Origin of the sequence: Polaromonas sp. AER18D-145, from assembly GCF_002379095.1 — a bacterium.
Lineage (GTDB): Bacteria > Pseudomonadota > Gammaproteobacteria > Burkholderiales > Burkholderiaceae_C > Polaromonas.
Map to the genome: position 1 here is coordinate 25730 of NZ_NBZV01000028.1, position 16812 is coordinate 42541.

Here is a 16812-nt window from a genome sequence, read left to right on the forward strand (position 1 = left end):
CCATGCACGTCGCCGCCCTTCAAATGGTCTCGAGGACCAGCGTCCCCGCCAACCTGGCCATGGCCAGGCAGTTGCTGGAGCGCGCTGCCGCGCAGGGCGCCGAGCTGGCGGTGCTGCCCGAGTATTTTTGCGTGATGGGCCTGAAGGACACCGACAAGCTCGCTGTGCAGGAGGCCGCCGGCGAGGGCCCGATCCAGGATTTTCTGGCGCGGTCTGCGCGCGAGCTGGGACTCTGGATTGTGGGCGGCACCGTGCCGCTGGGCGCCAGCGACCGCCAGCATGTGCGCAACAGCTCGCTGGTGTATGCGCCCACGGGTCAGTGCGTCGCGCGTTACGACAAGATTCACCTGTTCCGGTTTGACAATGGGCTGGAGCAGTACGACGAGTCGCGTGTGATTGAAAGCGGCGCAGCGCCGGTGACCTTCGAGCTGCCCTCGGCCGATGGCCACCGTTACCGGGTCGGCCTGAGCGTCTGTTACGACCTGCGTTTTCCCGAGCTGTACCGGGCCATGAAGGCGGACCTGCTGCTGGTGCCCAGCGCGTTCACGCGGACCACCGGCCAGGCCCACTGGGAAGTCCTGCTGCGGGCGCGGGCGATTGAAAACCTGGCCTATGTGGTGGCTGCGGCCCAGGGGGGTGCACATGACAACGGGCGCCGCACCTGGGGCCAGAGCCTGGTGGTCGATCCCTGGGGCGAAGTGCTGGGCGAGCAGGCCCAGGGCCCCGCCGTGGTCTTGGCCGAGGTGAGCGCGGCCAGGTTGCGCGCGGTTCGGCTGCAGCTGCCCGCGCTGGACCACGGGGTGTTGTGAGCGAGCACTACGAAGCGGTCAACCGCGGCGAACCGTCTTCGGACCGGCGGCGCTGGAGCCGGCGCTGGGGTTTGTGGGCCCTGCTGGTGGCCCTGCTGCTCGGGCTGTTGTCCACCCTGGTCTGGCTCGCCGGGCGTTACGAGTCCAGCCAGGTGCAAAGCCGGCTGGAACAGGACGCGGTGCAGACGACCACCGACATTCGTGCCGCACTGACGCGCAACGTCCAGGGCATCCAGGCCCTGCAGGCCAGCAGCCCGGACCCGGCCGCCTGGCGTGTGCCCGCGTCCGCGCTGCTGCACGAGCACCGGGAGATGTTGCGGCTGGAGTGGCGCGATGCGGCGCTGGCGCCGGTTTCCTATGCGGAAACGCCTTACCGGCCCTCGGTGTTTGAGCGGCTCGGGCGTGCCAGCGCGCAGACCGACGTCAGTTTTGCCTGCGCGGCGGCGCGCCGTTTCAGCGGCCCGGCCTATTCGAGCAGCTACTTCCTGCCGCAGGCCGACGGGCTGGGGCTGGAGGTGCTGGACATGTGCCTGCCGGTGCTGGCCGGCGGGCAACTGGCGGGCTACCTGCTGGCGACCTATTCGTTGCAGGAGATGTTGTCCGAGCTGGTGGGCCGGCAGCTGGCGCGTGGCCACGGCCTGGCGTTCACCGAGGCCGACGGCACGCGCCTGGCCATGTACGGCAACCCGGCCCGCGGCAACCGCGTCTATGTCGCGCAGCAGCTGCTCGATTTGCCGGGCAACACCATGGTTCTCCGGCTGGAGCGCCAGCTCGGAACGCCGGCCCTGTTTCCCAACCTGCTGACCGCGCTGGTGGCGGCCATGTCGCTGGCGCTGGTTGCCGTGCTGGCGCTGCTCGGGCGCGACATGCGCCGGCGCCTGAAGGTCGAGCACGACCTGGCCGACGCGCTGGCCTTTCGCAAGGCCATGGAGGATTCGCTGGTCACCGGCATGCGGGCCAGGGACCTGCAGGGTCGCGTGACCTATGTGAACCCGGCCTTTTGCCAGATGGTGGGGCTGGAGGCCGGCGAGTTGCTCAAGCACGGCACGCCGCCGCCTTACTGGCCGCCCGAGCAGGTCGAGGAGTACGAGCAGCGGCAGGCGCGGCGACTGGCCGTCGGCGCGACCCTGCCGCGGGAAGGCTTCGAGTCCGTCTTCATGCGCCGGGATGGTTCGCGTTTTCCGGTGCTGATCATCGAGGCGCCGCTGATCAACGCCGTGGGCAAGCAGACCGGCTGGATGAGCGCCATCCTCGACGTCAGCGAACAGCGGCGCGTCGAGGAGTTGTCGCGGGCCAGCCAGGACCGGCTGCAGGCCACGGCCAGGCTGGCCACGGTCGGCGAGATGGCTTCGCTGCTGAGCCACGAGCTGAACCAGCCGCTGGCGGCCATTTCCAGCTACGCGACCGGCTCGCTGAATTTGCTGCAAAGCGCGGTGGCCGGCGAACCGCAACCGCCTGACAACCAGGACCTGCAGCTGGCGATGCGCCGCATCGCCGAGCAGGCCGAACGCGCCGGCAAGGTCATCAAGAGCGTGCATGACTTTGTGCGTCGCCGGGACCAGGTGCGCGAGCCCGTTGCGCCGCGCGCCCTGCTGGACGCGGTGCTGCCGCTGGTCAGCCTGCAGGCACGCAAGCTGGCAGTCCGGGTGCTGATCCAGGTGGACGAAAGCTGCGAGCCGGTGCTGTGCGACCGGACCATGGTCGAGCAGGTGCTGCTCAACCTGGCGCGCAACGGCATGCAGGCCATGCAGTCGCCGGACAAGAGCCGGCGCACTGACAAGCTGCTGATCCTGCGCGTGCGGCCGGCCGCCTCCAATGCGCACAGCCGCTGGGTGGAGTTTGCCGTGATCGACCATGGGGAAGGCATTTCGGAGGACGTGGCGCGCCAGCTGTTCACACCCTTCTTCACGACCAAGGCCGAAGGCATGGGCCTGGGGCTGAGCCTGTGCCGCACGGTGATCGAGCAGCACGGCGGGTTTCTGGGGTTTGAGGCGGCCCAGCCTCAGGGTACGATTTTCACCTTTACATTGCCGGCTTCTGTCACCGCCGTCGTGGCGGCCGAAGTGTCCGCCTGAAACCCCGCCTGCGGGAAGGAGTTGCCATGGAGCCCATCCAGAATGCCACGGTCTACATCGTGGATGACGATGCCAGCGTGCGCGAGGCGCTGGCCTGGCTGCTGCGTTCGCGGCGCCTGACCAGCGAGACGTTTGCCAGCGCCGAGGCGTTCGACGAGCGGATCTCGGGGCCGTTCTCCGTCAGTTCGCCCTCGTGTGCCCTGCTCGATGTGCGCATGGGCGGCATGAGCGGGCTGGCCATGTTCGAAAAACTGATCGGGTATGGCCTGCTGCCCACCCTGCCGGTGATTTTTCTGACCGGTCACGCCGACGTGCCGACCGCGGTCGATGCCGTCAAGCGTGGTGCTTTCGATTTTTGCGAGAAGCCCTTTTCCGACAATGCCCTGGTGGACCGCATCGAGCAGGCGCTGATGCAGTCCGCCAGGGCGCTGGCCGAGCTCAGCGAGCACACCGGCCTGCGTGCGCGCCTTGACGGCCTGACCGAGCGGGAGCGCGACGTGATGGCGCTGGTGGTGGAGGGTCTGCCGAACAAGCTGGTGGCCGACCAGCTCGACATCAGCGTGCGCACGGTGGAAGTGCACCGGGCCCGGGTTTTTGACAAAATGCAGGTAAAGTCGGCGGTGGAGCTGGCGAATCTGCTCCGCAATTTATAGCGGATCGCCGGGTTTTTCCGGTGGCGCATCGCGCTGGTCGTCACTCTTGAGTTCACCCTTGCTGCGGCCGGAGAACATCGTCCACCAGACAATGAAAACCAGAATGAGCAAGGCCCCCAGGGCTTCGAGTAAAAGTAAGGCCATGACTGTTTTTTCCCGGATAACACCGACATTTGTCATTATCGCCGCCGTGCTGGGCCTGGTGTCCTGCGCGACGGCGCCCGTGCCTGCACCCCTGCCTTCGGCGCCCGCCGCGGCCAGCGTGCCTGCGCGTCCCGGGTCAGGCGCAGAGGCGACCGCCATGGTGCGCGGCAAGAGCCGCTGGGTGCCGGTGGCCTGGAGCGAACTGCCGGGGTTTGAAAATGACGCGCTGTTTGAGGCCTGGAACGCCTGGCTCAAAAGCTGTGAGCGACCCGGGCCGGTGTTTGCCCCCCTGTGTGGCGAAGTGCGGCGCCTGAGCATTGCGACAGGGGCGGAGCAGCGCGCCTGGATGGTGGGCCGGCTGCAGCCCTACCGCGTCGAAACCCTGCAAGGCACGGCCGAAGGACTGCTCACCAGTTATTACGAACCCGTGCTCAGGGCCAGCCGGCAGCCCGGCGCCGCTTACCCGGTGCCGCTGTACCAGCCTCCGGCCGGCCTGGGCAGCCGCAAGTCTTGGTACACCCGGCAGGAAATCGAGACGCTGCCCGAGGCGCAGGCTGCGCTTCGCGGGCGGGAAATCGCCTGGCTGGCCGATCCGATTGATGCGATGTCGCTGCATATCCAGGGCTCGGGCCGGCTGGCCATCACCGACGCCGGTGGCGCGCAGCGCACCGTGCGGGTGGCGTTTGCCGGTTCCAACGACCAGCCTTTTCGCAGCATCACCCAGTGGCTGATGGAGCAGGGCCAGGGCCGGATGAACGCGCCCTGGACCGAATCCACCAAGGCCTGGGCCGCGCAGAATCCGCAGCGCGTGTCGCAACTGCTGTGGAGCAACCCGCGTTACATCTTTTTCCGCGAGGAGGCCCTGAGCGAGATGGACGCGGCCTACGGCCCGCGCGGCGCCCAGGGGGTGCCCCTGACGCCCGGCCGTTCGATCGCCGTGGACCGGGAAAGCATCCCCTACGGCACGCCGGTCTGGCTCGCCTCGCGCGGCGCGGCGGTGGACCTGCAAAAACTCGTGATCGCGCAGGACACGGGCAGCGCCATTGTGGGTGCCGTGCGGGCCGACTATTTTGCCGGGACAGGGCCGCAAGCCGGCGAGCTGGCCAGCCGGGTGAACCAGCCCCTGCGCCTGTGGGTGCTGTGGCCCAAATGAGCCTGCCGTCCCGCGCCCTGACCCGCTGCGGCCTGCTGCTCGCTGCGGTGGCCTTGCTCTCGGCTTGCGCCGCCACCGGCACCGGGTCAGTGGCCGCGCGTTACCGCTGTGAACATGGCATCGACTTCAGCGTGAGGTTTGTGGATGACAGCGCGCTGATCGAGAATTCGCGCGCCTCCGACGTGCTTTTCCGCGACGCAGGCGGACAAGGTGCCTCGCAGCCCGTGTACAGCAACCCGCGCATGCGCGCCGAGTTTGGCCTGGGTTTGGGCGGGCGTGAGGCGGTGCTGCGTTACCCGCTGCTGCCGCTGGTGGCGCGCTGCGTGCGCGATGGAAAAGAAGGTCCCTAACGAACCGAAATCCGCAGCTGCACCGTCAGCGTCGAGCGGGTCGCCGACTGTGTGTTATTGAACAAGCCGGAACTGCTGCCAGTGCCGTCTTCATCCGACTGGGCCACGGTCACCCATTCGTTGAGCGGCGCAACCAGCGTCGTCATCACGCGGGAATCCGTGGGTGGCGAAGTCGCGCTGCGCGGGCTTTGCACGGCAGCCAGTTCCAGCTCGGCGCTGTCGCCGCCGCGCCAGAGTGGCCTGGCAGCAAAGCCGCTGCCCGCGGTCACCAGCACCGTGCCGCTGCCATAACGCACGATGCCGTTTTGCACAAAGCTGTGCAGCAGCCGCAAAGGCACGCTGGTGCCCAGCATGATGTTGGTGCTGCGGCCGTTCAGTACCAGCAGGCGCTGGGCCACGTCGTCCGACCCGGTTCGCTGGCTGCTTTGCGCTTCGAGGTGGACCTGGCCTCCAGACTGGCCAGGCTGCAGCCGCACCGTGCCGGCGGCGCCCAGCGTGTTCCGGGAAACGCGGGTGTCGCGCACCTGGCGTACTTCGATCTGCAGGTTGCGCATCGGCAAGGGCGACTGAGTTGCTATCAAATCAGGAGCTGGTTGCGCCCATGAAATAAGGGCTGGAGCCATAAAAAGCACTGCAAGCAGGGCAGCCAAGGGTTTGGAGCGGCAAAGAGACGTTATGCGGGGTGTCATGGTGTTTTCTCTGACAAGTGGCCCAGAGGCAGCACGCTGCTGGACTTGATCTCGCCCAGGGAAAAGCTGGTGTGCATGTCCTTCACATTGGGCAGGTTCAGCAGGCTTTTCAGGGCGAAACGCGAAAAACTGTCCAGGTCCCGGGCCACCACCTGCAACTCGAAGGTTCCGGTGCCGCTGATGTAGTGGCAGGCGATGATCTCAGGCAATTTGCGGATCGCCTCTTCCATCGCGCTGGTTGCATCGCCCGTGTTGCGGTCAGCATCCAGGCGCACAAAGGCCAGCACGCCCAAGCCGATCTTGTGGCGGTCGATCTCCGCGCGGTAACCCTTGATGAAGCCGCCTTCCTCCAGTGCCCTGACGCGCCGCCAGCAGGGTGCGGCGCTCAGGCCGACGCGGGTGCTGAGTTCGGCGTTGCTCAAACGGCCGTCGGTCTGCAATTCATTCAGGATCGCGAGGTCGAACTTGTCAAGTGTTTCCATAGCAGGCAATTTTAAGCAAGAATCTTTCTTGAAACGCGTTAAACAAGGCATAAAAAGCAAAGACTTATCTGACCATCGAGCCTACACTTTATTCATAGATAGAGGCATCACCCTATTCGGGTGTAAGCCTTTTCGCTCTGCCCAAAAGGCGGTGTCAGCCCCACGACTGGAGACAAGATGAACGCCCCCCTTCCTGAACACATTCGCAAAGCGCTCGAGACGGTCACGCTCGACGACAAATACAGCCTCGATTACGGTCAGGCCTTCATGAGCGGGGTCCAGGCGCTGGTCAAGCTGCCCATGCTGCAGCGTCAGCGCGACGCCCTGCAGGGCAAAAACACCGCCGGTTTCATCAGCGGCTACCGCGGTTCGCCGCTGGGCGGCTACGACCAGGCCTTGTGGAAGGCATCGAGCTACCTGAAGGCGCAGAACATCGTGTTCCAGCCCGGCGTCAATGAAGAGCTCGCCGCCACGGCCTTGTGGGGCACGCAGCAGCTGGGCTTTTCGCCACCGGGCACCAACAAGTACGACGGCGTGTTCGGCATCTGGTACGGCAAGGGCCCGGGCGTGGACCGCTGCTCCGACGTGTTCAAACATGCCAACATGGCGGGCACCACACCCTGGGGCGGCGTGATTGCCGTGGCCGGCGATGACCATGTGGCCAAAAGCTCCACCGCCGCGCACCAGAGCGACCACATCTTCAAGGCCTGCGGCCTGCCGGTGTTTTTCCCGACCAACGTGCAGGAAATCCTGGACCTGGGTGTGCACGCGTTTGCCATGAGCCGCTTTTCCGGCGTCTGGGCCGGCATGAAAACCATCCAGGAAATTGTCGAATCCAGCGCCACCGCGACGATCGACCCCGAGCGTGTGCAGATCAAGATTCCGCTTGATTTCCAGATGCCGCCGGGCGGCGTGCACATCCGCTGGCCCGACGCGGCGCTGGATCAGGAAGCGCGCCTGTTCGACTACAAGTGGTATGCCGCGCTGGCCTACATCCGTGCCAACCGGCTCAACTACAACGTGATCGAAGGCCCGAACGACCGCTTTGGCATCATCGCCAGCGGCAAGGCCTACAACGACACGCGCCAGGCCCTGATCGACCTGGGCCTGGACGACAGCACCTGCCGCCAGCTCGGTATCCGCCTGCACAAGGTGGGTGTGGTCTGGCCGCTGGAGGCGCAGGGCACGCGCGAATTTGCCACCGGCCTGCAGGAAATCCTGGTGGTCGAGGAAAAGCGCCAGGTCATCGAGTACCAGCTCAAGGAAGAGCTCTACAACTGGCGCGCCGATGTGCGGCCCAACATCTACGGCAAGTTCAACGAGGTCGAGGGGGACTTCAGCGGCGGCGAATGGTCCATGCCGAACCCGACGGCCAACACCCTGTTGCGTGCCAATGCCGACCTGTCGCCTTCGCTGATTGCCAAGGCGATTGCGCAGCGCGTCAGGAAGCTGGGCCTGGACAGCGACATGACGGCGCGCATCGACGCGCAGCTGGCGATTCTGGAAGCCAAGGAACGCTCGCTGCAGGTGCTGGAAGTCAAGGCCGACCGCCAGCCCTGGTTTTGCTCGGGCTGTCCGCACAACACCTCGACCAAGGTGCCCGAGGGCTCGCGCGCCATGGCCGGCATCGGCTGCCACTTCATGGCACTGTGGATGGACCGCAGCACGTCGGGCTTCACCCAGATGGGCGGCGAGGGCGTGCCCTGGGTCGGCCAGCAGCCGTTCACGACCGACCAGCATATTTTTGCCAACCTCGGTGACGGCACCTACTTTCACAGCGGCTCGCTGGCGGTGCGCCAGTCGATTGCCTCGGGCGTGAACATCACCTACAAGATTCTCTACAACGACGCGGTGGCCATGACCGGCGGTCAGCAGATCGGCGAGCGGCCGGAAGGCCTCTCGGTGGTGCAGATTGCCCAGTCCATGCGGGCCGAAGGCGCGGCCAAAATCGTCGTGGTCACCGATGAGCCGGAAAAATACGACGGCGTGGCATTGGCCGAGGGCGTGACGGTGCACCACCGCGACGAGCTCGACACCATCCAGCGGCAGTTCCGCGAGATCAAGGGCACCACGGTCATCATTTACGACCAGACCTGTGCCACCGAAAAACGCCGGCGCCGCAAGCGCGGCACCCTGGTCGATCCGGCGGTGCGCGTGGTGATCAACGAGCTGGTCTGTGAAGGCTGCGGTGACTGCAGCGTGCAGTCCAACTGTCTGAGCGTCGAACCGCTGGAAACCGAGTTCGGCCGCAAGCGCCAGATCAACCAGTCCACCTGCAACAAGGACATGTCCTGCCTCAAGGGCTTCTGCCCCAGTTTCGTGACCGTCGAGGGCGGCCAGCTCAAGAAGAAGGCCAAAGGCAAGGCGACTTCACCTTTTGAAATGAGTCCTTTGCCGCAGCCGCAGATTCCCGCGACACAAGGCGTCAACGGCGCTGTCTGGGGCATCGTGGTGGCCGGCGTTGGCGGCACAGGCGTCATCACCATCGGCCAGCTGCTGGGGATGGCCGGGCACATCGAAGGCAAAGGCATCGTCACGCAGGACGCCGGTGGCCTGGCGCAAAAAGGCGGCGCGACCTGGAGCCATGTGCTGATAGGCGCGAGCCAGGGCGATATCCGCACCACACGTGTCGGCATGGCCGGCGCCGACCTGATCATCGGCTGCGACCCCATTGTGGCGGCCGGCAAGGAAACGGTGCTGCGCATGCGCGAAGGCCGCACCCACGTGGCGCTCAATTCCCACAGCACGCCGACGGCGGCGTTTGTGCACAACGCGAACTGGCAGAACCCGGCCGAGGCCTGCGCCGCGGAGATCGCCAAGGCCGTGGGGGTGGCCGGTGTCGGTGCCTTCAATGCCGACGCAGCGGCCATCAAGCTGATGGGCGACAGCATTTACACCAACCCGATGATGCTGGGCTACGCCTGGCAAAAGGGCTGGATCCCGCTGGAATACGCGTCGCTGATGCGCGCCATTGAACTCAATGCGGTCGCGGTGGACAACAACAAGGCGGCTTTCGAGTGGGGCCGGCGCGCGGCCCACGACCTGCCCTCGGTGGAAAAGCTGTTTGCCTCCGCGCAGGTCATCAGCATGCCGGCCCCGCGCCAGGGCCTGCCGGAGTTGGTGGCGCGCCGCGTGGCCTTTCTGACGGATTACCAGAACGCGGCGTATGCAAAGCGCTACGAAAATCTGGTGAATCGCGTCCAGCAGGCGGAATCGGCGCTGGGAAAAACGCTGCTCACGCAAGCCGTTGCGAAGTACCTGTTCAAGCTGATGGCCTACAAGGACGAGTACGAAGTCGCGCGCCTGCACACCGACCGCAGTTTTCTCGAGAAGGTCGACGCGATGTTTGAGGGCGACTTCAAACTCAACTATCACCTCGCGCCGCCCATGATTGCGAAGCAAAACGACAGGGGCGAACTGCAGAAGCAGAAATTCGGCCCCTGGATGCTGACGGGCTTCAAGCTGCTGGCCAGGCTCAAGGGCTTGCGCGGCACGGTGCTGGACCCGTTCGGACGCACCGAAGAACGCCGGATGGAGCGTGCACTGATTGCCCGGTACGAGGCCAGCATCGAGGAAGTGCTGCGCACGCTGGATGCGGCCAACCATGCCGCGGCCCTTGACATCGCCCGTATCCCGGAGCTCATCAAGGGGTATGGCCACGTCAAGGCGCGCCATGTCGAGGCTGTCCAGCAACCATGGAGCGCGGCGATGGCGGCGTTCCGCCAGCCGGCCTCCAGCGAGCGCCAGCGGGCTGCCTGAGGACCCGCCGGGCGGGGCCGGGGGGCGCGTCCGACCTGAAAAAGCCCGGCTGGCCGCATTTGCCGGCCGGCAACGGCCGGCAAAGGGCGAAAACCGGTAGGGTTACAAGTCCTGACATCCACCCGGCCGCATACAATCGGCCTTCCGCGCCCCCGCTGTGACTAGTGGGAGCCTTACTTATTGTTGTGGAGTCTGCCGTGTTTATATCTTCCGCGTTTGCCCAAACCGCCCCAGCCGCCGCTGCCGAAGGCGGCATGCTGTCTTCACTCACCAGCATGCTGCCGCTGGTGCTGATGTTTGTGGTGCTGTATTTTGTGATGATCCGCCCGCAGATGAAAAAGCAGAAAGAGCATCGCGCGATGATTGACGCATTGGCCAAAGGCGACGAAGTGGTCACTGCCGGTGGCCTGCTCGGTACGGTCACCAAACTCGGCGAGGCCTACCTGAGCCTCGAGCTTGCCACCGGCGTCGAGGTCCAGCTGCAGCGCAGTGCCATCGTCCAGGTCCTGCCCAAAGGCAGCATCAAGTCCTAGTCGTTTCTCCCGGCCGGCCGGCATGGGCCGGCTTCTTCAGCCCCTCAGTTTCCCAGGAACAGCACGCTCATGAATCGTTATCCGGTCTGGAAGTACGCGGTCATCGTCGTCGCCCTGTTGATTGCCGCGCTTTACACGCTGCCCAATTTTTTTGGCGAGGCGCCTGCGGTGCAGGTTTCCGCCGCCAGGTCCAGCGTCAAGATCGACGGGGCAACCGTCGCTCGCGTTGAGAAGGCGCTCAAGGATGTCAATATCGTTGCGGAGGCGGTGACTTTCGACGTCACGTCGGTCAAGGCACGTTTCGGCGACACCGACACCCAGCTCAAGGCCAAGGACGCGATTGAAAAAGCGCTGCTGCCCGACCCGGCCACACCGTCTTACATCGTGGCTCTCAATCTGCTGTCACGCTCACCCGCCTGGCTGACTGCCCTGAACGCCCGGCCCATGTACCTCGGCCTGGACTTGCGCGGCGGCGTGCATTTCATGCTGCAGGTGGACATGCAGGCGGCACTGACCAAAAAAGCCGAGTCGCTGGCCGGAGACATCCGCCTGGTGTTGCGCGAAAAAAACATCCGCCACGGCGGCATCAACCGCAACGGCCAGGTCATTGAGGTCAGGGTCCGTGATACGGCCACGCTGGAAGCCGCCAAACGCCTGATCCAGGACCAGTTCGCGGACCTGCAGATGGTCGATGCGCCCGATGGAACCGAGTACAAGCTCAGTGCCAGCATCAAGCCCGAGGCGGCACGTCTGGTGCAGGAGCAGGCGCTCAAGCAGAACATGGTGACGCTGCACAACCGCATCAACGAACTCGGTGTTGCCGAGCCGGTGATCCAGCAGCAGGGACTGGACCGCATCGTGGTGCAGTTGCCCGGTGTGCAGGACACGGCCAAGGCCAAGGATATTCTGGGGCGCACGGCCACGCTGGAAATGCGGCTGGTCGATGAAAGCGCCGAGGGCCGCGCGGCCGAAAGCGGCGCCAGTGCCGTTCCTTTTGGTTCCGAGCGCTTCCTGGAACGCGACGGCCGGCCGGTGATCGTCAAGAAACAGGTGATCCTGACCGGCGAAAGCCTGACGGACGCCCAGCCGGGGTTTGACTCGCAGAGCCAGCAGCCCAAGGTGGACCTGACCGTTGATGCCAAGGGCGGGCGCATCATGCGCGATGTGAGCCGCGAAAACGTCAAGAAACGCATGGCGATTGTGCTGTTTGAAAAAGGCAAGGGCGAGGTGCTGACGGCGCCGGTGATCCAGAGTGAACTCGGCAACCGCTTCCAGATTTCCGGTTCCATGAGCGTGACGGAAGCTAACGACCTGGCGCTGCTGCTGCGCGCCGGCTCGCTCGCGGCGCCCATGGAAATCATTGAAGAACGCACCATCGGCCCCAGCCTGGGCGCGGAAAACATCGCCAAGGGCTTTCACAGCGTGGCCTGGGGCTTCCTCGTGATCGTCGCTTTCATGGCCGGTTACTACATGTTGTTCGGGCTGTTCTCCGGTCTGGCCCTGGCGGTGAACCTGCTCTTGCTGGTGGCGGTGCTGTCCATGCTGCAGGCGACCTTGACCCTGCCCGGCATGGCGGCCATGGCGCTGGCGCTCGGCATGGCGATTGACTCCAATGTCCTGATCAACGAGCGGGTGCGCGAGGAGTTGCGCAACGGCGTGGCGCCGCAGGCCGCCATCCACAGCGGCTATGAGCGCGCTTGGGCCACCATCCTGGACTCGAACATCACCACGCTGATTGCCGGTCTGGCCCTGCTGGCCTTCGGGTCCGGACCCGTGCGCGGATTTGCCGTGGTGCACGTCATCGGCATTTTGACCAGTATGTTCTCGGCGGTGTTTTTCTCGCGCGGTCTGGTCAACCTCTGGTACGGACGGCAGAAAAAACTCAAATCGGTGTCCATTGGTACCGTCTGGCGACCCGCCGGCAGTACCGCTGTGTCTTCCAAGCCCACAGCGTCGGCCAACTAGACCAAAGAACAACGGACAGAGAACGCCATGGAATTTTTCAAAATCCACAAAGACATCCCGTTCATGCGGCATGCCTTGATCTTCAATGTGATTTCATTCACGACCTTTGTGCTGGCCGTGTTCTTCCTGTTTTCGCGTGGCCTGCACCTGTCGGTGGAGTTCACTGGCGGCACGGTGATGGAGGTCAGCTATTCCCAGCCCGCCGATGTCGAAAAGGTCAGGGGTACGGTGGCGGGCTTGGGCTTTACCGATGTGCAGGTGCAGAATTTCGGCACGGCGCGCGAAGTGATGATCCGGTTGCCCGCGCAAAAAGGCGTGACCACCGCCCAGCAGAGCGAGAAAGTGATGGCGGCGCTGAAGGCCGACGACCCCCAGATCACCCTGCGGCGCACCGAGTTTGTCGGCCCCCAGGTGGGCGAGGAGCTGGCCCAGGACGGCCTGAAGGCGCTGGCCATGGTGGTGGTCGGCATCATGGTTTACCTGGCGTTTCGTTTCGAATGGAAGTATGCGGTGGCGGCCATCATTGCCAACCTGCATGACATTGTGATCATTCTTGGCTTCTTCGCATTTTTCCAGTGGGAGTTTTCGCTCTCGGTGCTGGCGGCCGTGCTGGCCGTGCTGGGCTACTCGGTCAATGAATCGGTGGTGATTTTCGACCGGATCCGTGAAAATTTCCGCCGTTACCGCAAGATGAACACCGTGCAGATCATCGACAACGCGATCACCTCGACCATCAGCCGCACCATCATCACGCACGGTTCCACCCAGATCATGGTGTTGTCGATGCTGCTCTTTGGTGGACCGACGCTGTTTTATTTCGCGCTGGCTCTCACGATTGGCATCCTGTTCGGCATCTATTCTTCGGTGTTTGTGGCCGCGGCGATTGCCATGTGGCTCGGCATCAAGCGCGAAGACCTCGTCAAGCCAACGGGGAAAAAGGAAGAGGATCCCAACGATCCGAATGCCGGCGCAACGGTTTAGGCAAACCGCACCAACACCAACACCAACACCAACACCGACACCGCACGGACGTGGCCGCAAACACCAAAAGAGACCTTCTTCTTGCCCGGCAGGCGCGCGAACGGTTTGTGAGCCATGCCGCGCGCATCCTGCCCGAGCTGGCTGGTGCCATCAGGCAAAAACTGTCGGCACTGACTGAGCAGAGCGGCAGTGCCCGCGACATGCAGGACCGCCGTGACACCTGGGTGTCCTTTCAGAACTCGGAAGCAATCTGGGTCAACGCCACCATCGCCGCGTGGAAAAATGCGCTGATCCCGACGGCCGCGCCGGTGGGCCTGGCGGTGGATACCGGCAAGTTCGAGTTGATGGGCAACGAGGTGATGGAGAACAGGATTTTGGCCTCCCGTCTGGCCTTGCGCCTGCTCGACAGCGCCAGCTGGGAGCTCAACGACCTGCGTCTGCGCGTCCAGAGCCTTGAAGGGGTGTCCGAGCTCGCCAAGGAAGACATCCTGCGCCCCGAAGTCCTTTCGCAAAAGATGGTGGAGCAATGGACCCTGGCGCCCCTGTCGCGCGAGGTGTGGCTGACGGCGCAGGACCTGATCCAGCAGCGGTTGACCGCGCACCTGCTGGAGGCCTACCGCGCCGCCAACGAGTTCCTGATCAAGGAAAACGTGATGGTGGACATCGATCTGCGGGCACTCGTCAAACGTACGCCCTCTGCAAACAACCCGTCGCCCCTGCGCGCCAAGGCCCAGCCGGCAGGCACCCGTGCGGCTGTGCCGGCCGGGCAGGCGCCAGGCGCGGGCTCGTCCGGCGGATACGGTATCGGAGGGGGTGACACAAATGCTGGTGCGGGTGGCGGCCGCCCCGGTCCTACCTCGGGTTCAGGTTCAGGGCGTGGCGGCGCTGGTTCCGGCGGCAGCTCGTCGGACGGCAAGGGGGGAGCCGCGAACTCTGCCGCAGCCAGAGAGGCGATCCTTGACGAGACCCGCATGCAGACCGGAACATCGCCACTGGCGCGGGCGCGCATGCGGGCGCAGGGGGTGATGGGGCATCTCCGGCGCTTGTTGTCCGACCACGCGGTTGATTTTGACCACACCCACGCCAACCAGCCTTCGCCCCAGTTGGCACAGGCTCTGGCCAGGGTGCAAACCCGCGCCGCCGCTGGCAACGCCTATGAAGGCACCCTGGTTGACGCACCCGATCAGATGCATGGTTCCGTCGATGTGGAGCAGGCGGCGGGCGCCTTGCGTCAGCGCACCAGCGACCTCAAGCAGGCGGCGAGCACGTCCAGTGAAAAGGCCACGATTGAAATCGTGGCGCTCATGTTCCAGAGCATTCTGGCGGAAGACCGCATTCCGCCTGCCGTGCGGGTGTGGTTTGCCCGGCTGCAGATGCCGGTGCTGCGGGTGGCGATTTCAGAACCCGAATTTTTTGGGTCCCTGCAGCATCCAGCGCGCCGGCTGATCGATCGCATGGGCTCCTGCGTGCTGGGTTTTGACGCGACGATCTCGGGCGGTGCGCTGGAAATTGAAATCAAGCGCATCGTGCAGGTCATCGAGCAATACCCGGAAACCGGCAGACGGGTGTTCCAGCTGGTCTACGACGAGTTCCAGAAATTCCTTTCGAAGTTCCTGTCCGGGCAAGGCAGCACTGCCCGCGTGGTGAGCGTGGCCCAGCAGATGGAGCAGAAGGAAACCATGGCCATCCAGTACACCATCGAGATGCGCAGCATGCTCAACGACATGCCGGTGCGCGAAGAGATCCGTGAATTCCTCTTCAAGATCTGGGCCGAGGTGCTGGCCATCGCGGCCATGAAAAATGGTCCGCAGCACAAGGAGACGATCACGCTCAAGCAGGCCGCCGCTGACCTGGTCTGGGCGGCCAGTGCCAAGCCCAACCGCAATGACCGCGCACGCGTCATTGCCGACCTGCCCAAGTTGCTGCATCTGCTTCGATCCGGCATGTCCATGCTGGGCATGAGCCCGCCGGTGCAGGACCAGCACCTGAAGATCATCAGCGACACGCTGGCGGACGCCTTCATGTCCAAGACCGATGCCATTTCCCTGGAGCGCATCGAGGAGATGTCCAAGCGGCTGGCCAATCTGGAAGATTACCTGTCGGACGAGGATGTCGGTGATCTGCCGCTGGACACCGAAAACCTGGTCATGATGATTGGCATCGACGCCTCGGAGATCGAGGTGATTGCCGACGGCGGCAGCCAGCCGAGCGAAGCCATGCGTTCCTGGTCACAGGAGTTGCAACTCGGGGCATGGTTCACGCTGGACCACAACGGCCAGGTCAACCATGTGCAGTTTGCCTGGCGCAGTGACCGCAAGCAGCTGAACCTGTTTGCGTCGACCGACGGCCGCAACTTCCTGATCCAGGCGCGCCGCCTGGCTGCCTATTTGCAGGCCGGCCTGCTCGTGCCGACCGAAGACGAGGCACTCACGGTGCGCGCCACCCGCGACGCGCTGGCCAAGCTCGACGCCAATCCGGAGCGTCTGCTCGGCTAGCCTTTACTTTTAGGCTGCCTCTTGACCCACGTGGTCGCGGGCGCATCGCCGCCGGATGCGGGATATGGGATTGGCAGAGTACAGGTGTTTCAAATACCAGCCGGGGCCGCGGGTCCGGCTTTGCCGGCCCGCAGGCGCAGCGCCCCCTCGGGGGCAGAGAGCTACACGCAGTGAGCGAACGTGGGGGCTTTAATCAATGCGCCACCCGGAAGTCCGCGTCGTCGCAGAGTTCGTCCAGGACCAGTGCATCGGGTTCTTCGCCAAAGCTCCAGTACACCATGAGCACAATGATCTTGAGGTCATCCAGCGCAAGGGGGTCTCCCGGCGCGGCCATCGCCCGGTCGATCACGATTTCCCGCATGTGTGATGGCAGAACGCCCGAGGACTCCAGGAAACTGACGAAGCCCAGGGCCTGGGCGCCGAGGTGGTCCTGTTCTGCCACCGAATAGACACGCAGGCTGCTGGCGGACTGGGCCTGGAAGCCGGGCGGTGCGCTGGCTGTCGCCGGCACAGGGGGCGCGCCCGCCTGTGATCCGGCGGGCATGCCAACCTGGGTGTTCTGCGCGGCGATGTTCAGGCCGTTGAGCCAGACCAGCGCGGCCTGGATCTCGTCCGCCTCAAAACCGACTGCCGTGAGTTTGCGGCTCAGCTGGTGCAGCTCGGGGCAGGCGTCGCCTTGCCAGTAATTTTCGTAAACGTACACCAGTACTTCAAACATGCATCC

General features: G+C 64.6%; 14 protein-coding genes. 10 read left to right on the plus strand and 4 right to left on the minus strand.

What is annotated here, in order from left to right; genetic code table 11:
• Window positions 1–2 precede the first annotated feature (2 nt).
• From B7G52_RS24145 to B7G52_RS14490, 3 genes are read left to right on the plus strand one after another with little or no spacing between them, the layout of a single operon-like run.
• Window positions 3–809, plus strand: coding sequence for a carbon-nitrogen hydrolase family protein (locus B7G52_RS24145; protein WP_096698265.1), 807 nt, complete (start codon window positions 3–5; stop codon window positions 807–809).
• On the plus strand, window positions 806–2884 hold the full coding sequence (locus B7G52_RS14485; protein WP_240523467.1) for a nitrogen regulation protein NR(II): 2079 nt from the start codon (window positions 806–808) through the stop codon (window positions 2882–2884). The genes B7G52_RS24145 and B7G52_RS14485 overlap by 4 nt, the downstream gene beginning before the upstream one ends.
• Window positions 2885–2910: 26 nt before the next feature.
• A complete protein-coding gene (locus tag B7G52_RS14490) occupies window positions 2911–3537 on the plus strand; it encodes a response regulator transcription factor (protein ID WP_096698267.1) in 627 nt (208 codons plus the stop codon).
• Here the strand turns inward: B7G52_RS14490 and B7G52_RS23645 are convergent.
• Window positions 3532–3681 carry a hypothetical protein gene (locus B7G52_RS23645; RefSeq protein WP_170954775.1) on the minus strand — a complete coding sequence of 50 codons (150 nt, stop codon included), beginning with the start codon at window positions 3679–3681 and terminating at the stop codon, window positions 3532–3534. The genes B7G52_RS14490 and B7G52_RS23645 overlap by 6 nt on opposite strands.
• Between B7G52_RS23645 and B7G52_RS14495 the strand changes: the two genes are divergently transcribed.
• Together B7G52_RS14495 and B7G52_RS14500 are read left to right on the plus strand one after the other, a co-directional pair.
• Window positions 3680–4834, plus strand: coding sequence for a murein transglycosylase A (locus tag B7G52_RS14495; protein ID WP_371329023.1), 1155 nt, complete (start codon window positions 3680–3682; stop codon window positions 4832–4834). The two genes, B7G52_RS23645 and B7G52_RS14495, sit on opposite strands and share 2 nt — an antisense overlap.
• Window positions 4831–5184 (plus strand): hypothetical protein, encoded by a 354-nt coding sequence (locus B7G52_RS14500; RefSeq protein WP_096698269.1) that lies wholly within the window; start codon window positions 4831–4833, stop codon window positions 5182–5184. Before B7G52_RS14495 ends, B7G52_RS14500 begins: the two co-directional genes overlap by 4 nt.
• Here the strand turns inward: B7G52_RS14500 and B7G52_RS14505 are convergent.
• Together B7G52_RS14505 and B7G52_RS14510 are read right to left on the minus strand one after the other, a co-directional pair.
• Entirely contained in the window at window positions 5181–5807 is a 627-nt protein-coding gene (locus tag B7G52_RS14505) for a hypothetical protein (protein WP_240523468.1), read from the minus strand. The two genes, B7G52_RS14500 and B7G52_RS14505, sit on opposite strands and share 4 nt — an antisense overlap.
• A gap of 62 nt (window positions 5808–5869) precedes the next feature.
• Window positions 5870–6355 (minus strand): Lrp/AsnC family transcriptional regulator, encoded by a 486-nt coding sequence (locus tag B7G52_RS14510; RefSeq protein WP_096698271.1) that lies wholly within the window; start codon window positions 6353–6355, stop codon window positions 5870–5872.
• 177 nt (window positions 6356–6532) lie between these two features.
• Here B7G52_RS14510 and B7G52_RS14515 point away from each other — a divergent pair, with 177 nt between their 5' ends.
• The 5 genes from B7G52_RS14515 to B7G52_RS14535 all read left to right on the plus strand — a co-directional run bounded on the left by B7G52_RS14515 (window position 6533) and on the right by B7G52_RS14535 (window position 16088).
• The gene (locus B7G52_RS14515) at window positions 6533–10114 is read left to right on the plus strand and encodes an indolepyruvate ferredoxin oxidoreductase family protein (RefSeq protein WP_096698272.1); all 3582 of its coding nucleotides are present in this window, start codon (window positions 6533–6535) and stop codon (window positions 10112–10114) included.
• A gap of 197 nt (window positions 10115–10311) precedes the next feature.
• Window positions 10312–10647: a preprotein translocase subunit YajC gene (gene yajC, locus B7G52_RS14520; RefSeq protein WP_096666202.1), complete on the plus strand. Its 336-nt coding sequence runs from the start codon at window positions 10312–10314 to the stop codon at window positions 10645–10647.
• A 69-nt stretch (window positions 10648–10716) separates the two neighbouring features.
• Window positions 10717–12612, plus strand: coding sequence for a protein translocase subunit SecD (gene secD, locus B7G52_RS14525; RefSeq protein ID WP_096698273.1), 1896 nt, complete (start codon window positions 10717–10719; stop codon window positions 12610–12612).
• 27 nt (window positions 12613–12639) lie between these two features.
• Entirely contained in the window at window positions 12640–13593 is a 954-nt protein-coding gene (gene secF / locus B7G52_RS14530; protein WP_096698274.1) for a protein translocase subunit SecF, read from the plus strand.
• Window positions 13594–13643: 50 nt separating this feature from the next.
• Window positions 13644–16088 (plus strand): DUF1631 family protein, encoded by a 2445-nt coding sequence (locus tag B7G52_RS14535; RefSeq protein ID WP_096698275.1) that lies wholly within the window; start codon window positions 13644–13646, stop codon window positions 16086–16088.
• 193 nt (window positions 16089–16281) lie between these two features.
• Here B7G52_RS14535 and B7G52_RS14540 read toward each other — a convergent pair whose 3' ends face one another.
• Complete coding sequence (locus B7G52_RS14540) at window positions 16282–16806, minus strand: DUF494 domain-containing protein (protein ID WP_096698276.1); 525 nt, start codon at window positions 16804–16806, stop codon at window positions 16282–16284.
• Window positions 16807–16812: the final 6 nt, after the last annotated feature.

Bases quoted from the DNA above. Each gene is read 5' to 3' on its own strand.
- B7G52_RS14510 (WP_096698271.1), bottom strand. From the start codon at position 6,355: ATGGAAACACTTGACAAGTTCGACCTCGCGATCCTGAATGAATTGCAG.
- B7G52_RS14495 (WP_371329023.1), top strand. From the start codon at position 3,680: ATGACTGTTTTTTCCCGGATAACACCGACATTTGTCATTATCGCCGCC.
- B7G52_RS14505 (WP_240523468.1), bottom strand. From the start codon at position 5,807: ATGGCTCCAGCCCTTATTTCATGGGCGCAACCAGCTCCTGATTTGATA.
- B7G52_RS14515 (WP_096698272.1), top strand. From the start codon at position 6,533: ATGAACGCCCCCCTTCCTGAACACATTCGCAAAGCGCTCGAGACGGTC.
- B7G52_RS23645 (WP_170954775.1), bottom strand. From the start codon at position 3,681: ATGGCCTTACTTTTACTCGAAGCCCTGGGGGCCTTGCTCATTCTGGTT.
- B7G52_RS14540 (WP_096698276.1), bottom strand. From the start codon at position 16,806: ATGTTTGAAGTACTGGTGTACGTTTACGAAAATTACTGGCAAGGCGAC.
- B7G52_RS14500 (WP_096698269.1), top strand. From the start codon at position 4,831: ATGAGCCTGCCGTCCCGCGCCCTGACCCGCTGCGGCCTGCTGCTCGCT.
- secD (WP_096698273.1), top strand. From the start codon at position 10,717: ATGAATCGTTATCCGGTCTGGAAGTACGCGGTCATCGTCGTCGCCCTG.
- B7G52_RS14490 (WP_096698267.1), top strand. From the start codon at position 2,911: ATGGAGCCCATCCAGAATGCCACGGTCTACATCGTGGATGACGATGCC.
- secF (WP_096698274.1), top strand. From the start codon at position 12,640: ATGGAATTTTTCAAAATCCACAAAGACATCCCGTTCATGCGGCATGCC.
- B7G52_RS24145 (WP_096698265.1), top strand. From the start codon at position 3: ATGCACGTCGCCGCCCTTCAAATGGTCTCGAGGACCAGCGTCCCCGCC.